This window comes from Thioalkalivibrio sp. ALJ7, from assembly GCF_000376865.1.
GTDB lineage: Bacteria > Pseudomonadota > Gammaproteobacteria > Ectothiorhodospirales > Ectothiorhodospiraceae > Thioalkalivibrio.
Genome location: NZ_AQXQ01000012.1, coordinates 536,355 through 549,736, shown reverse-complemented (window position 1 = coordinate 549,736; position 13,382 = coordinate 536,355). Strand labels below are relative to the sequence as shown.

The 13,382-nt window shown below is 68.2% G+C and carries 15 protein-coding genes; 2 read left to right on the top strand and 13 right to left on the bottom strand.

Annotation, left to right across the window (positions count from 1 at the left end; all coding sequences use genetic code 11):
* Positions 1–72: 72 nt before the first annotated feature.
* The 13 genes from D002_RS0111205 to D002_RS0111145 form a co-directional block, all read right to left on the bottom strand.
* Entirely contained in the window at positions 73–468 is a 396-nt protein-coding gene (locus D002_RS0111205) for a hypothetical protein (RefSeq protein ID WP_018142019.1), read from the bottom strand.
* A 74-nt stretch (positions 469–542) separates the two neighbouring features.
* Entirely contained in the window at positions 543–1,265 is a 723-nt protein-coding gene (locus D002_RS0111200; RefSeq protein WP_018142018.1) for a glycosyltransferase family 2 protein, read from the bottom strand.
* Between the two features lie 7 nt (positions 1,266–1,272).
* Positions 1,273–1,995 (bottom strand): 3-oxoacyl-ACP reductase FabG, encoded by a 723-nt coding sequence (fabG, locus tag D002_RS0111195; protein WP_018142017.1) that lies wholly within the window; start codon positions 1,993–1,995, stop codon positions 1,273–1,275.
* The gene (locus D002_RS0111190; protein WP_018142016.1) at positions 1,992–2,453 is read right to left on the bottom strand and encodes a hypothetical protein; all 462 of its coding nucleotides are present in this window, start codon (positions 2,451–2,453) and stop codon (positions 1,992–1,994) included. Before D002_RS0111190 ends, fabG begins: the two co-directional genes overlap by 4 nt.
* 31 nt (positions 2,454–2,484) lie before the next feature.
* Positions 2,485–3,264 (bottom strand): beta-ketoacyl synthase chain length factor, encoded by a 780-nt coding sequence (locus D002_RS0111185; RefSeq protein WP_018142015.1) that lies wholly within the window; start codon positions 3,262–3,264, stop codon positions 2,485–2,487.
* Positions 3,261–4,448 (bottom strand): beta-ketoacyl-ACP synthase, encoded by a 1,188-nt coding sequence (locus D002_RS0111180; RefSeq protein WP_018142014.1) that lies wholly within the window; start codon positions 4,446–4,448, stop codon positions 3,261–3,263. The genes D002_RS0111185 and D002_RS0111180 overlap by 4 nt, the downstream gene beginning before the upstream one ends.
* 62 nt (positions 4,449–4,510) lie before the next feature.
* Positions 4,511–6,868, bottom strand: coding sequence for an MMPL family transporter (locus D002_RS0111175; RefSeq protein ID WP_018142013.1), 2,358 nt, complete (start codon positions 6,866–6,868; stop codon positions 4,511–4,513).
* Between the two features lie 3 nt (positions 6,869–6,871).
* Positions 6,872–7,420, bottom strand: coding sequence for a LolA-related protein (locus tag D002_RS0111170; RefSeq protein ID WP_018142012.1), 549 nt, complete (start codon positions 7,418–7,420; stop codon positions 6,872–6,874).
* Between the two features lie 40 nt (positions 7,421–7,460).
* On the bottom strand, positions 7,461–8,360 hold the full coding sequence (locus D002_RS0111165; protein ID WP_018142011.1) for a lipid A biosynthesis acyltransferase: 900 nt from the start codon (positions 8,358–8,360) through the stop codon (positions 7,461–7,463).
* Positions 8,357–8,689 carry a hypothetical protein gene (locus tag D002_RS0111160; RefSeq protein ID WP_026181675.1) on the bottom strand — a complete coding sequence of 111 codons (333 nt, stop codon included), beginning with the start codon at positions 8,687–8,689 and terminating at the stop codon, positions 8,357–8,359. The genes D002_RS0111165 and D002_RS0111160 overlap by 4 nt, the downstream gene beginning before the upstream one ends.
* Positions 8,690–8,703: 14 nt before the next feature.
* Complete coding sequence (locus tag D002_RS0111155) at positions 8,704–10,062, bottom strand: AMP-binding protein (protein WP_018142009.1); 1,359 nt, start codon at positions 10,060–10,062, stop codon at positions 8,704–8,706.
* Entirely contained in the window at positions 10,059–10,673 is a 615-nt protein-coding gene (locus D002_RS0111150; RefSeq protein ID WP_018142008.1) for a hypothetical protein, read from the bottom strand. Before D002_RS0111150 ends, D002_RS0111155 begins: the two co-directional genes overlap by 4 nt.
* Complete coding sequence (locus D002_RS0111145) at positions 10,670–10,942, bottom strand: phosphopantetheine-binding protein (protein WP_026181673.1); 273 nt, start codon at positions 10,940–10,942, stop codon at positions 10,670–10,672. The genes D002_RS0111150 and D002_RS0111145 overlap by 4 nt, the downstream gene beginning before the upstream one ends.
* A 218-nt stretch (positions 10,943–11,160) precedes the next feature.
* On the opposite strand from D002_RS0111145, the gene D002_RS0111140 reads away from it, so the two are divergent.
* The gene (locus D002_RS0111140; RefSeq protein ID WP_018142006.1) at positions 11,161–12,474 is read left to right on the top strand and encodes an NAD(P)/FAD-dependent oxidoreductase; all 1,314 of its coding nucleotides are present in this window, start codon (positions 11,161–11,163) and stop codon (positions 12,472–12,474) included.
* Between the two features lie 10 nt (positions 12,475–12,484).
* Complete coding sequence (locus D002_RS0111135; RefSeq protein WP_018142005.1) at positions 12,485–13,156, top strand: YdcF family protein; 672 nt, start codon at positions 12,485–12,487, stop codon at positions 13,154–13,156.
* Positions 13,157–13,382: the final 226 nt, after the last annotated feature.

The following is a 13,382-nucleotide window of genomic DNA, read 5'->3' as shown; positions in this document are numbered from 1 at the left end:
GTGGGCTTCGTGGTGAAAAGGCCCTTGCCCCTGGAGCCCTCCGCGCCGGGGTGTGCCCGACGCGGGGCGGGATCAGAGGGCGGAGAGCTGGGCGCGGATCTGGTTGTCCAGGTTCTGGATCCAGTTGTTGTAGTTCGGGTGAATGTTGCCGTCCGCGTAGTCCAGGTTGGAACTGTCCTTGTAGCGGATGCTGTATTCGCCCGCGGCGTACGGGATCTCTACCACGGCCACGTGGTCACGCAGGCTGAGTCGGCCCTCCAGCAAGCCGTCTTGGGTCTCTTCCATGCGCCAGCCCAGCGAGGCACCGGCGGTGCGGATGGCGCGTTCCATCTGTTCGGCACTGGGGCGCTCGCCGTCGACGTCGGTGACCGATGTGTCGCTGATGTTCTGAACTGGCACGGTCCCGCGGCAGCCTGCCAGGGCGACGAGTGCCACCATCAGAATGACCAGCAAGGTCTTGGTGTGCATGGTGTTTTCCTCCTCTGGGTATTGGCGTGTGGGAGTGTAGACAGGTCCGCTCGCGCTTTCCACGCCGGTTGGTATCAAGGTCTACGCAGGGATCGCCACAGCCCTGCGGGCCGCATCCCGCGGCGCAGCAGGTGGCTGGCCACCATCGCGATAATCCGCAGGGTGTCGGCAGTGGGTCGGTAGTGGCTGGGGCGGCAGTCCTCCGGATAGATGCAGCGCACCGGGACGACCCGCACGGGAAACCCGAGGCGTTCGGCGACGATCAGTGCCTCGGATCCGAACACGAAGCCACGGGACCGGTGGTGGCGCAAATCCAGGCGTTGCAACAACGCGGACGGATAGAGGCGGAAGCCCGATTGCGAGTCCTGCAATGGCTGTCCGGATGCCCAGGCGATCCAGAAGTCCGCCATTCGATTACCAAACAGGCGCAGCGGAGGCGTGTGTTCGCGGCCCTTCAGGCGCGCGCCCAGGATTAGCCGGTTCGGGGTCTCTTGCCAGGCGGCGATCAGTGCGGGGATCTCGCGGGTGTCGTGCTGTCCATCGGCATCCAGGGTTACGACCGCATCCGCACCAGTGGCCAGGGCGTGCTGCATGCCGGCCCACAGGGCGGCGGCCTTGCCGCCGTTTGTGTTCTGTCGCAGGACCTCGGCCTGTCCCTCGGCCCGCTTGGCCGTATCGTCGTCGGAGCCGTCGTCGACCACGATCACGCGGTCGACATGGGCGCGGGCACCGGCCACCACCGCCTCGATGGTGGCGGACTCGTTGTGGGCCGGGATCAGGGCGACGACGGCGGTCATGGCGCGATCAGGCGAGGGCGCCGTTGACGCCGATCACCTGGCCGGAGACATAGCTGGCCGCCTCGCTGGCGAGGAAGCCGACCACGTTCGCGACTTCCGCGGGTTGGCCGGCGCGGCGCATCGGGACCATGCTGCGGACGGTGTCGGCATCAAAGCTGGATTCGCTCATCGGGCTCTCGATGATCCCGGGCGCGACCGCATTGGCGGTGATCCCGCGTGAGGCCACTTCCTGGGCGAGGGAGCGGATCGCGCCGTGGAGCCCGGCCTTGGCCGCGGCGTAGTTGGTCTGGCCGCGGTTGCCGATCTGCCCGGCGACCGACGAGATCGCAATCACCCGCCCCCAACGAGTTGTAATCATCGGCAGTAGCAGCGGTTGGGTAACGTTGTAGAAGCCATTCAGCCCAACATTGATTGGGCGATCCCATTGTTCCCGGCTCATCCCGGCCAGCGGGGCGTCATCGTGGATTCCCGCGTTGTGGACCAGGATCTGAATGGGCTGTTCGGCCGCCAGAGGCTCCAGGGTTGCGCGGCAGGCAGCCTCGTCGGTGATGTCGAATACCTGCACCTGGGCTTGCCCTCCGGCCGCCCTGATGGCCTGCGCCGTTGCCTCGGCCGTTGTGGCATTGCGATGGGCGTGCAGGATGACCTCATGCCCGGATACGGCCAGGGCCTCGGCAATCGCGGCGCCGATCGCGCCGCTGGCACCGGTGATCAGGGCGCGGATGGTCATGACGTTGGTTCCTCGTCGGCGGGTTGCAGGATGACCGTCGCGCGGGCGCTTAGCACGGCCTGCGTGCCCGCGGTGACCCGCAAGTCGTATATGGAGCTGTTGGCATCCGACAGGATGCGCTCGGCCTCGATCGTCAGCGGGGCCTCCAGGTCGTCGAGTCGTTGAACCGGCAACTTCAGGTCGCGGACGGCGGCCAGGTAGCCGGCGCGGGGCGGCCCGGCGTCGGCCAGCAGCGCGCCGTGCACGGCCATACCCTGAGCTCCGTATTCCAGCGCGGCCAGGGCGTGTAGCCCGGCCTCCCCGCGCAGCGGGTTGGTCGGGTCGCGGTGGTGATCGGCACGACAATGGATAATGGTGTCGGACCAGTCTTCCACGGAATCCAGCAGACACATGGCCCCGGCATGCGGCAGCAGCCGGCAAATGGCCTCGTGATCCAGGCTTTCGGGTCGGGGTGGCATACGCGGGATCTTCCTGATCCGGGCGGACAAATCAGGGCTCGATCTGGATGCTCAGGGATCGGCCCAGTGGAGCCTGCAGCGTAACATGGCCGGGGGTCCCCCGAGCCAGCTGTTCCAGCAGGGGCAAGGCCCGCGCGGCGGGGTTGCTATCGCGCAGGGCCTCCAGCTCGTCGACACGGCAGCGATCGGCCGGGACATCCCCCCCGAACGCTAGTTGCAATCGCCACGGCGCCCCTTCGGGCGGCCCCAGACGCAGGGCCACTGCAAAGGGATGGTGGATGGGCCGCACGTGGGCGAAGGTCTCCATCGACGGCACGTCGTAGCAGGCCAGAAGTACCTCGCCGCCCTCGGTCAGTTGCAGGGTGGCGGCCTCCAGCAGGCCGGTCGCAAGGCTCGCGGTGTAGCCCGAAAGCGCGGTGGCCGGGGCCGGGTTGCGGGTGGCGATGGACCAGTTGCCGGCCGGGGCGTTGTGTACTGAGTTGTGGAACTGCACCGGCGAGACCACGGGTTCCGGATGGGTCAGGGCGTCGCAGATGCGATCGATGATGTCCATGTCGCCGGAGGACGAGGCAAACACGCTGCGCAGCTGGCTGCGATCCGCACCTTCGGTGGCCTCTTCCGCGACCTTCAATGCCAGACGGATAGTCGCCGTAGTACGGCGACGCTCGTTGGCCGGCAGCAGCCCCGGCGGCGGGATCTGCACATCCCGGCTCGTCAGCGGCGCCTCGCCGGCCAACACCGGCCGGGCACTCTCGAAGTCCTCCAGGCCCGGGCCCAGCAGGCCCACGGCGTACAGGCCGATCGGGTTCATGGGGCCGCCTCCAGGAGCAGGCTGCAGTTGTTGCCACCGAAGCCGAAGGCATTCACCAGGACCCGCTGCACCGGTCGCTGTTCGACGTCGGCGCGGGCATCCAGGTCCAGTTCCGGGTCCAGGGTCTGCAGCCCGGCGGTGGGCGGGATGAATCCCCCGGCAAGGCTGGCCAGGGCCTGTGCGACGCCGACCGCGCCGGCGGCCCCCAGGGTGTGCCCGGTCAGGCCCTTGCTGCCGACGGCGCGGCACCCCGTTCCCAGGCTGTGCGTCAGGGCACGGGCCTCGGAGCGGTCGTTGGCCGGGGTGGCCGTGGCGTGCATCAGCACGTAATCGACCGCTTCGCCATGGCAACCCGCGCGCCCCAGGGCTTGTTGCATGGCCGTCGCGGCCCCCAGGCCTTCAGGGTGGGGCGCGGACATGTGATGGGCATCCGAGGATTCGCCGTGACCGATCAGGCGCGGGCCGGGGATGTCGGCGGTGGCGCGTTCCAGCAGGAAGTAGCCGGCGGCCTCGCCGATGGAGATCCCGTTACGGTCGCGGTCCAGCGGATTGCACGGCTGGGCGGCCACCAACTGCAGGGCATTGAAGCCGTACAGCGTCATGCCGCACAAGCTGTCCACGCCACCGACCACGGCCGCGTCGCACAGCCCTGCCGCGATGAAGCGCTGGGCGTCGGCAAAGACCTTGGCACTGGAGGAGCATGCGGTGGAGATCACCATGGCCGGGCCGGACAGGCCAAAGCGGGTGGCGACAAAATCCGCCAGCGAGAACATGTTCTGGGTGTGCTGGTAGTCGTAGTACGGCGGTAGTACCCCGGTCTGCGGATCGCGCCGGTGGTAGGCGGCCTCGGTGGCGGCGATCCCGGAGGTGCTGGTCCCCAGCAGGACCGCGACCCGGTCCGGGCCATGGCGTTGTGCCGCGGCGGTCACCGCCTCGGCAAAGCCATCCTGGCGCAGCCCCAGCTCGGCGAGCTGGTTGTTCCGGCACTGGAACGGAGCCAGGCGCCCCTCCAGGGTGATGGCCTCCACGCCGGGCACGCGACCGATGTAGGTCTCCAGGGTGACGGCATCCAGGTCACTGGGGCGCAGTCCACTGGTCCCGTGTTTCAGGGCCTCGGTATTCGCGGCGATGCCGGTGCCGGCAGCGCTTGTCAGGGTATGGGCAGTGATGACCAGGGGGTCCATGGAGCGGCGTGTCTGCGGGTTGTAGCCGGAGGGATCCCCGGGTGAGTGGTGTCCGTGTCGTGTCAGGCGGCCGCTTGTTGTCCCGTCTCGGGGGCCAGCAGCGCTGCAGCGAAGAAGGAAAATACCACGCCGAGCACCACGGTGAGACCCATGGCCTGCAAGACCGGAAGACTGGAAAGGGATAACAGGCCGAAGACCACCAGGGTGGACAGGGCACAGACGCTGACCGAACGCAGATTGCGCAGGCGTGCGGCGGCCTCGCGCAGCGGACGGCTGAAGAACACCGCGTAGTCCAGGCACAGACCGGTGATCAGCAGCAGCGCGATCAGGTGGAATAGCGACAGCTGCACGCCCATCAGCACCAGCGTCGCCACCGTCAGCAAGAGCCCGGTACCCACCGCGGTCAGGATGCGCAGGCTGCGACCCGGCGCCCCGGTCACGGCCAGCAGCAAGAGTGCGACTGCGAGGATGCCCAGGGCCAGGCGTTCCAGGGCCTCGTTGCGGAAACCGATGACCAGCTCCTCCGAGGCGCGGAAGAAGTCGATGTACTGGAGCGCGGTGTCGTTGCCGGTGGATATATCGTCGGCCCATTGGGCCAGGGCGTCTGGGTCGTGGACCCCTTGCAGGCGGACCCAGGCGATCCAGCCCGTACCGTCTTCACGCGCCTGCAGGAGCGGCTCCAGAGCATTGCGCAGGGGACCCTCGGGCAGCGCTTCTGGGGTCAACAGGCTCTGCTGGCGGGCGTTCTCGATGTCGGCCACGAACGGATCAAACGCCCCGTCACGAAAGCCCAGTCCGGTGCTGGCGGCGCCCAGGCGTTCGCGCAGGGTATCGGGTGTTGGCAGGGCGACCTGACGTTCTTTCTGCCGCGCCTGGCTCGGCAGCACATCGGCGGCATGGTCGTAGTCCCCCAGGGTGCCCGCGGTCTGCAGGGCTGCCAAGCTGATTTCCAGGGCCTCGCTGGCTTGCAGGACCTGCTCGGGGGTCTCGCCGGTGATCAGCAACGCATGCCGGACATCCGGTAGACCCAGGGCTTCGCGCAGCTCCTGGTCCAGCGCGACCTGGTCGTCCGGCACCGGATGCAACGCGGACAGCCGGTCCTCCCACGGGAAGGGCTCCGTGGTCACGATCACGACGACGGCCGCCAGGGTCAGCCCGGCCATCCCCCAGCGCGCCCAGACTGGGGGATGGGCGAGGCCGGAGGGTAGTGGCAGGCGCAGGGGCGGAAGCCCCTCATTGCGCAGTCGGGCGGGGAACAGTGTAGGCAGGATCCAGCGCGTTACCAGGGCCGCCACCGCCACCCCCGTGAGTACGAACAGTCCCAGCTGCGCCATGCCCGAGAAGCCGGTCATCGCCATCAGGGCGTAGACCAGCACGGTACTCCCGGCCCCGAGGGCGATGGCCGGCCACAGCTCGCGCGCGATGTCCGGGATGCTGGCGCTGCGCGGTCGCTGGGCATGGGCGAACAGGTGCAGCGGATAGTCCAGGGCAATCCCCAGCACCGTAATGCCGAACGCCAACGCGATGCCGTGCAGGTGGCCGAATACCAGGGTGACGGTCGCCGCGGCGACCAGGATGCCGCTGGCCAGCGGGACGGCCGCCAGCCAGACCGGGTGGGGATGGCGGAACACGGCCAGTAGCAACGCGGCAAGGGCCAGACTCGCACCGGCGGTGATCCAGGTCACCTCGCCGCGGATGGTGGCGCGGGATTCCACGGCCATCACCGCCGGTCCCGCGATCCGTAGATGCAGATCCGGCGTATCCAGCTCGGCGAAGGTTGCCTGCGTGCGCTCGATCAATGTCGCCTGGGCGTCCAGGTCCATGCCGTCGGCGCCGCCGCGGAGTACCAGCAGGGCCCGCTCCCGATCCGGGTCGATCCAGATACCCTGGGGCCCGGTGGTGGCACGCCCCCCGCCGGCGGCAAGCTGTTCCAGCACAGCGGGGATCTCGGCAGTGGGGTCGCGCGGGATCAATTCCCGCGGCAGTTCCGGGACGCTGCTGGAGAGGTCGTCGCGACGGGCCTCCAGGTGCTCTGCAAGACGAGCCTCCTCGAAGTGTTCGGCGTTGACCCTTGGGCTAAGCAGATAGCGATGTTCGAGCAGGAAATCCAGCGCCGGGTCGTCAGGGTTCAGGCGCCCGTTGTGGATGCCGGCCACATCGGTTTGGTCCTCCAGGGCGGCGACCAGGGCATCGCTTGCGTTCGCTCGCGCACGGGCGTCGCCGCCCTCGATGGCCAGTAGCAGGATCCGCCCGGCCGGGCCGGCGCCCGGGTCCAGGGGGACCCCGCCCTCGCTGATGGGGTCCGGGGCGAAGCCCTGCAGATCGGTGACCAGCTCGCCGCGCAGGGTGAGCGTTAGCGCGGCCAGCAGCAGGGCAATCAGCCAGAGGCCCAGGGCAATGCGGGAGGTGAGGCCGTGCAAGTGTCAGTCTGCGTACTGGGATGGTTCGAAGCGCATGCGGCTTTGGTGGCCGCCCGACTCAATGGTGACCAACTCGCGCAGCTCTCCATCCGTGCCGCTCAGGGTCAGTTCCGGGACCATGCGGCGCAGGGCACGGTCGCGCGGGACCAGCTCCAGGGTCCAGGCGTCGGCATCCCCCGAGAGATCGATCTCGAAATCGCCCTCCAGCGTCTCGCGATCATCGGTCAGCAGGGCCCGGAACAGTCCGGCCAGGGTTGCCAGCGCAGGCTGTTCGCTGAGGTCGATCTCGCGGCTGGAGCCGCGCCGCTCCAGGGTCAGGGTGTCGCCCTCGATGTGGACCTTCTCGCCGCGTGGGCCGTCGACCTGGCGGATCAGGGTATCGGGGGGCTCGAAGGACAGACTGCCCGAGCGGGTCTCGGGAAACTCCAGCATCGGGTCGTCGCGGCGCTCTTCGAATGCGAGCGTCGCGTCACGATCGGTGGCCAGCCCCGCCAGGATGCGGTCCAGCGTGTCGCCAGCGGTGGCATCGGCCGGAACCAGCAGCGCGATCATCAGCAGTATCAGGGCCGGGAGGGGGGTTCGCCCGATACCGCTAGCGCGATGTGTCGTCCCAGAAGTCATAGAAGTTGAACCAGTTGTAGGGGGCCTCGCGTACCCGTGCCTCGAGGCGGCTGGCGTAGCGTTGTACCCACTGTGCCAGGGCTTCGTCGCGCTGGCCGCGCGGGGCGTCGATGGTCTCGGCGAAGGGTTCGAAGACAATATCGTAGCGGTTGCCGCCGCGATAGAGCCCGAAACACAGGATAACCGGAACCTTGAGCACCGCGGCCAGCAGGAGCGGACCCTGCGGGAATAGCGCGGTGTCGCCAAGGAAGTCGCAGGCGACCATCTTGTCGCTCTCGGCCACACGATCGCCCAGGGTCGCAATCAGTTCGCCCCGGTCCAGGCACTCACGGGCCTGGATCAGGGTCTCGGTGCGCCCCAGCGGGATGACCGACGCGGCAACTTCAGGGTTCAGGGCCTCCAGAAACTGGGTGATGCTCTGGTTGTGGTCGTTGTACATAAGGACCCGCACCGGGAAGTCGTACTTGCCGACCGCCAGTGCCCGCAGGGCCTCGAAGCTGCCGAGGTGGGCGCCCAGTAGGATCGCGCCCTGACCGCTGTCGACGTGTTCGAGGAAGACCTCGCGGTTGTGCACCTGGATATCCAGGCGGTCGTCCTGACCGGCCAGCAGGAAGACTCGGTCCAGGATGACCGCCGCGAAGCAGTGCAGGTGTCGGGCCTGGTCCATCAGGCGTGGCTCGCGCCCCAGCACGCGCCGCAGGTAGTTGCGGCTGTGGCGCCGCGATTGCGGCGCGAACAGCAGGAAATAGGCGGTGATCGGGTAGAGCAGGGCGCGGCTGGCGCGGCGGCCGACATTCAGCGCCACCCAAAGGATGATGCGCAGGGCCAGTGGCGAGCCCCGCTCCTTCTGCTGGAACCAGGCGCGGCTCATGCGGCCGGAGTGTCGTGGGTCGTGCGCAGTTGCCCGGAACAGAAGGTCACCGGGGCGTCGGCGGTGTCGGCGACCACGCGGAAGGCCTGGCGACCGCCGCGTCCCGGTGGGTCGATCTCCACGCGAAAGTCGACATCCGGCTTCAGCGGGGCCAGGAACTTGACCTGGGGCAGGGCCTCGATCGGGCCCAGGCCATGCGCTTGGGCAACGGCGGCGACCTGGTCGAGGATGACCACGCCGGGCACGACCGGGTGCCCTGGGAAATGCCCCGGCAGCGACGGATGATCGGCCGCGATACGGCGCACGCTGGACTGGACGGGGGAAAACATGGGCAGGGCGCGCGTCAGGCGCACTCGCCGTGGCGTGCGAGGAGATCCAGCAGGACCTGACGCGGCAGCTTGCCGGTTGCCGAGCGCGGCAGGTGGTCGACGTGGACCAGTGGGCGCGGCAGAAACAGGGGGTCCAGGCATTCGGCCAGCGTGGCCTGGATCTCGGCCTCGCTGCGCCCAGGTGCTACCACCAGCGCGGCCAGGCGTGTTACGCCGCGGGCGTCGGTGCTCGGCTCCGGCGGGATGAAGACCCCATCGAGGACGCCGGGGATCGCGTTCAGGCGCCGGTTCAGGTCGGCCAGGGAGGCCCGCTTGCCGGCAATGTTCAATTGGTCGGCCAGACGTCCCTCCATGCGGAAATGGTGGGCGTCGCGGGCTTCGATATGGTCCGGCAGCGGGACCGCTGCGGGATGCTGCGGCCCCTGGACCTGGACGATGCCGTCATCTTTGGCGTGGATCTCCACCCCGGGGTAGGTGGTCCAGTCGCTCTCGCGGGTGGTGCGCCGGGTCGCGATGGCCCCGGCCTCGGTGCAGCCGTAGATCTCGTCCAGGCGGCAACCGAATACACGCTCGGCCGCGCCCGCTGTCTCCGGGTCCAGTGGTGCAGTTGCGCAGAGGATGCGTTCTGGTTGCGGCCATTCCAGTCCCGCGCGCAGGCAGGCATTCAGGTGAAAGGGTGTGGTGACCAGTACGGCCGGGGCGCAGGCCGCCAGCGCGGCGCGCACGTCCTCGGGATAGAACGGCCGCTGGCTCAGCAAGGTCGCATGGCCCAGCAGGGCATACAGGATGGTCGATTCCAGGCCGTACATGTGCTGCGGCGGGACTGTCCCCACCAGGGTCGGACCGGCCCCGTCCTGCAGGCCGAAGCATTCCAGCGCCTGATGGGTGACCGCATGCAGGGCGCCCCAGCTCCGCGCATGGACCGTGGGCGTGCCGGTGCTGCCCGAAGAAAAGGCGAGGATGGCGGTCTGGTCGCTGGGGATTGTCGGGATTGGCTCCGCGCTCTCCCCGGCCTCGCCGCAGGCGGATACCCGCAGGACCGGGATCGCGATCTCGGCATCCGGTCCGTCGACCAGGGCGGGGGCGTCCGGGTACTGGCCGGCGATCTCCGCCAGGGTGGTGCGCCCGCGGTTCGGCGGCAGCAGGTTGATCTGGCGGCGCAGCAGGATCGCGGCGAAGGCGACTGCAAAGTGGTAGCGGTCCTGGCACAGGTTGAAGGCGGCCCGGGCTTGCGGCAGGCGCGCGGCCAGGGCCTGCACATCGGCCAGGAATGCAGCGCGCGAGACCGTCCGCTCGCCGATACGGGCCAGGGGCGCGGGCGTGTCGGCCAGCAGCGGCAGGATGTCCTGCGGGTGGTCTTGGGTCCCGGTCATGGTTGTTTCAGCATCCGCTGATGATCCACGTGGGCGAGTTCGACGAGGTAGGCAAGAAAGCCGCGCCGGGGCTCGTTATGCAACAGCCAGCGCCGTAGTGGGTACTCCAGCAGGAACAGAGCGGTCAGTAGCAGATAGTTCACGCCGTTGGCGAACAAGGCCCAGGTGGTCGCGGAGGCGAACACGGCCAGCAGGCCGGAGGCGACCGCCAGGGTGCCGCACAGAAGCGCCCAGGCCAGGGTGAGGTTGCGCGTGTAGCGGTGTACCGGGGGGGTGTCGGAGGCGCCCATCGCCAGAGCGTAGCGGGTGATTAGCGGTGTGGAGCCGCGGCGCAGCGAGCGCGCGAACAGCCACGCCAGCAGCCCCATGATCAGTACCGGCATCGCGTACAGCAACCAGGTTCCGGCGCCGAGCGTCAGTACGAGCGCGATGGCGGCAACCAGCGCCGCGACCAGCGCGGTCCGGCCCGCGGAGCCCAGGGAGGCCCAGCTTGCCACCAGGATGAGGGTAGCCAGGATCGCCAGCGGCAACAGAGGGACATCGAAGGTCACGCCGAGTACAACCGCGACGGGATAGCTCAGGGCCACGCTGGCGGCGAGGGGGGTGTTCACGACGCGGCTCGGTTCGCCTCGATGTGGGCGCTCAGGGCACGCAGGGACTGAAAGATCTGGCGGTTGTTCTCGTCGTCGGAACGGATTTGAACGCCGTAGGCGCGCGAGATCGCAAGGGCCAGTTCCAGGGCATCGATGGAGTCCAGCCCCAGCCCCTCGCGGAACAGGGCATCTTCGGGTTCGATCTCTTCCGCGGCTACGTCCTCCAGATTGAGGCTGTCGACGATCAATTGGGCGACTTCCTGCTCGAACGTTGTTTGCGATGCCACGTGTTCCCCCGGGATGTGGTGATGTGCGGTTTTGTGACCCCCCGCGAACTTCCGGTTCGCGTGACGGTCACCCTGCTGGGCGCCGATGATACCCACACCTTGGGGGTCGTGGTACCCTCGCGACCAGTTCGGGTCGCCGTTTTGGGTTCCCGGATGGCAAGCGGAGACTGCATTTGAGACACGCGGGAGAGAAGGCGGTAACGGACGGCCGCTGCCAGGTGCTGGTCATTGGCGGCGGTCCGGCCGGTTCCACGGTCGCTTCCCGACTGGCGCAAAAGGGTCGCGACGTGGTGCTGTTGGAGAAGGCTCGGCACCCTCGCTTCCATATCGGCGAATCCCTGCTACCGATGAACATGCCGCTGTTCGATGAGCTGGGCATTAGCGACGCCGTGGCGACCATTGGCATCCCCAAACACGGGGCCGAGTTCACCATCCCCGAGGCCCCCGATGAGCCGCGCACTTATTACTTCGAGCGTGCCCTGAACGAAGACACCCCGGCCTCGGCCTACGAGGTTCGGCGTTCGGAGTTCGATCACCTGCTCCTGGAGAACAGCGCGCGCCTGGGGGTTCGGGTCCTGGAAGAGGTTACGGTCTCTGATGTGGCTCTGACCGATCCCGCCAAGGGCGGTACCCAGCAGGTCACGGCTCGCGATGCGGCGGGCCACTCGCTGGAGTTCGAGGCGGACTTCGTGGTCGACGCCTCCGGCCGCGACACCTTTCTGGCCCGGCGCCTGGATCTGAAGGCGCGCAACCCCGAGCACAACAGCGCCGCGATCTTCGGCCACTTTAATGATGTGCCGCGTCGCGCGGGGCGGGATGCGGGCAACATCAGCATCTACTGGTTCCAGCACGGCTGGATCTGGATGATCCCGCTGCGCGACGGGGCGATGAGCGTAGGTGCTGTCTGTTTCCCGGAATACCTGAAGACCCGCAAGAGCAAGCCGGAGGTGTTCCTCTGGGACACGCTGAAGCTATGCCCGCCCGCCTTCGAGCGCATGCAGGGCGCGACCCTGGCCGGTCCCGTCAATGCGACCGGCAATTTTTCTTACCGCTCCAGTCAGGCCTACGGGCCGGGCTATCTGCTGGTCGGTGATGCCTTCACCTTTGTCGACCCGGTGTTCTCCAGCGGGGTGTACATCGCGATGTCCGGCGCCTTCCGGGCAGCCGACGCAGTGGATCAGTGCCTGGATCGGCCGGCGCGAGCCGGTCGTTACCTGCGCGCCTTTGAACGCGATGTCCGCCGCGGGGTCCGCCGCTTCTCCTGGCTGATCTACCGCTTCAACAGCCCGGTGATGCGCAAGCTGTTCATGGGGCCGCGCAACACGCTCGGCATGGAACAGGCGGTGATCTCGCTGCTGGCCGGGGATGTCTATCGCAATACCCGCGTGCAGTGGTCCTTGCGGGCCTTCAAGGCGGTCTATTACACCCAAATGGCGCTGAATCTGCCCCGCGCGCTGCATTTCTGGTCCCGCCGTCGCCGCAATGCCCGGTTGCGCTTCACCGGCGGCACCACCCCGGAAGACGAGGCCTGACGGGGTCGCCATGGGTACGCCGCGGGTTGGACTTCGGCGCATCGGCCCGGACGGCCTGGCCACCTTCGCGCTTTCCAATCTCCTGATCCTGGCGACCGGTGGCCTGTCCTGGCTGCTGCTGTGGGGCTACACCCTGCGCTGGTCGCGGGGCCTCCGCTGCCCGGGTCGTGGCCATTGCATTCTGGTGTTGGGGCAGCAATTGGTGGCTGGGGTGCCGGGGCCGGGCTATCGCCTGCGTCTGCTCCGCGCAGTGCGGCTGGCGCGGCGTAATCCGCAGGCCCGAATCCTGGTGCTGGGTGGACAGACCTCGGAACAGGGGCCGACCGAGGCCGCTGCGGGCGCCGAGTTCTTGCAGCAGTACGGCATCGCCCGCGAACGCATCCAGACCGAGGATGCCTCGCTGCATACCCTGGAGAACCTGCGCAACGCGCGCGACTTGCTGGTGGGGCAGCAGGATGCGGACGAGCCCCTGGTCCTGGTAACCAGCCGCTTTCATCTGGCACGTGCGGTCGCCATCGCGCGGGGCGTGGGGTTACAAGTATGTCCCTGTCCGGCGGAGCCGGGCGCGCAGGTATCCGCGGCCCGCCTGGCCCGCGAGGCCTGGATGCTGCACTGGTATCACGTGGGCCGCGGCTTCGCCCGCCTCATCCGCCACCGCGGCATGCTCGAACGCATCAGCTGAGTTGTTCACCACGAAGCGCACGAAGGCACGAAGAGGGGCAAGGTCAAGAGCTTATTACCACAGAGGACACGGGGTTCACGGAGAAAATCGAAAGGTCCCCAGCGGGATAGATGCGTTCCGCGGTATTCAGGCCCGCTCCAGGATGGGGCAACGCCCCCGCGACTTCCCGGCCCGAACCGTCCTTCCTCCGTGTCCTCTGTGTGCTCCGTGGTGAAAAAGGTTTTTC

Coding starts and splice junctions, on each gene's coding strand:
- D002_RS0111205 (WP_018142019.1), bottom strand. CDS start 468: ATGCACACCAAGACCTTGCTGGTCATTCTGATGGTGGCACTCGTCGCC.
- D002_RS0111200 (WP_018142018.1), bottom strand. CDS start 1,265: ATGACCGCCGTCGTCGCCCTGATCCCGGCCCACAACGAGTCCGCCACC.
- fabG (WP_018142017.1), bottom strand. CDS start 1,995: ATGACCATCCGCGCCCTGATCACCGGTGCCAGCGGCGCGATCGGCGCC.
- D002_RS0111190 (WP_018142016.1), bottom strand. CDS start 2,453: ATGCCACCCCGACCCGAAAGCCTGGATCACGAGGCCATTTGCCGGCTG.
- D002_RS0111185 (WP_018142015.1), bottom strand. CDS start 3,264: ATGAACCCGATCGGCCTGTACGCCGTGGGCCTGCTGGGCCCGGGCCTG.
- D002_RS0111180 (WP_018142014.1), bottom strand. CDS start 4,448: ATGGACCCCCTGGTCATCACTGCCCATACCCTGACAAGCGCTGCCGGC.
- D002_RS0111170 (WP_018142012.1), bottom strand. CDS start 7,420: ATGATCGCGCTGCTGGTTCCGGCCGATGCCACCGCTGGCGACACGCTG.
- D002_RS0111165 (WP_018142011.1), bottom strand. CDS start 8,360: ATGAGCCGCGCCTGGTTCCAGCAGAAGGAGCGGGGCTCGCCACTGGCC.
- D002_RS0111160 (WP_026181675.1), bottom strand. CDS start 8,689: ATGTTTTCCCCCGTCCAGTCCAGCGTGCGCCGTATCGCGGCCGATCAT.
- D002_RS0111155 (WP_018142009.1), bottom strand. CDS start 10,062: ATGACCGGGACCCAAGACCACCCGCAGGACATCCTGCCGCTGCTGGCC.
- D002_RS0111135 (WP_018142005.1), top strand. CDS start 12,485: ATGGGTACGCCGCGGGTTGGACTTCGGCGCATCGGCCCGGACGGCCTG.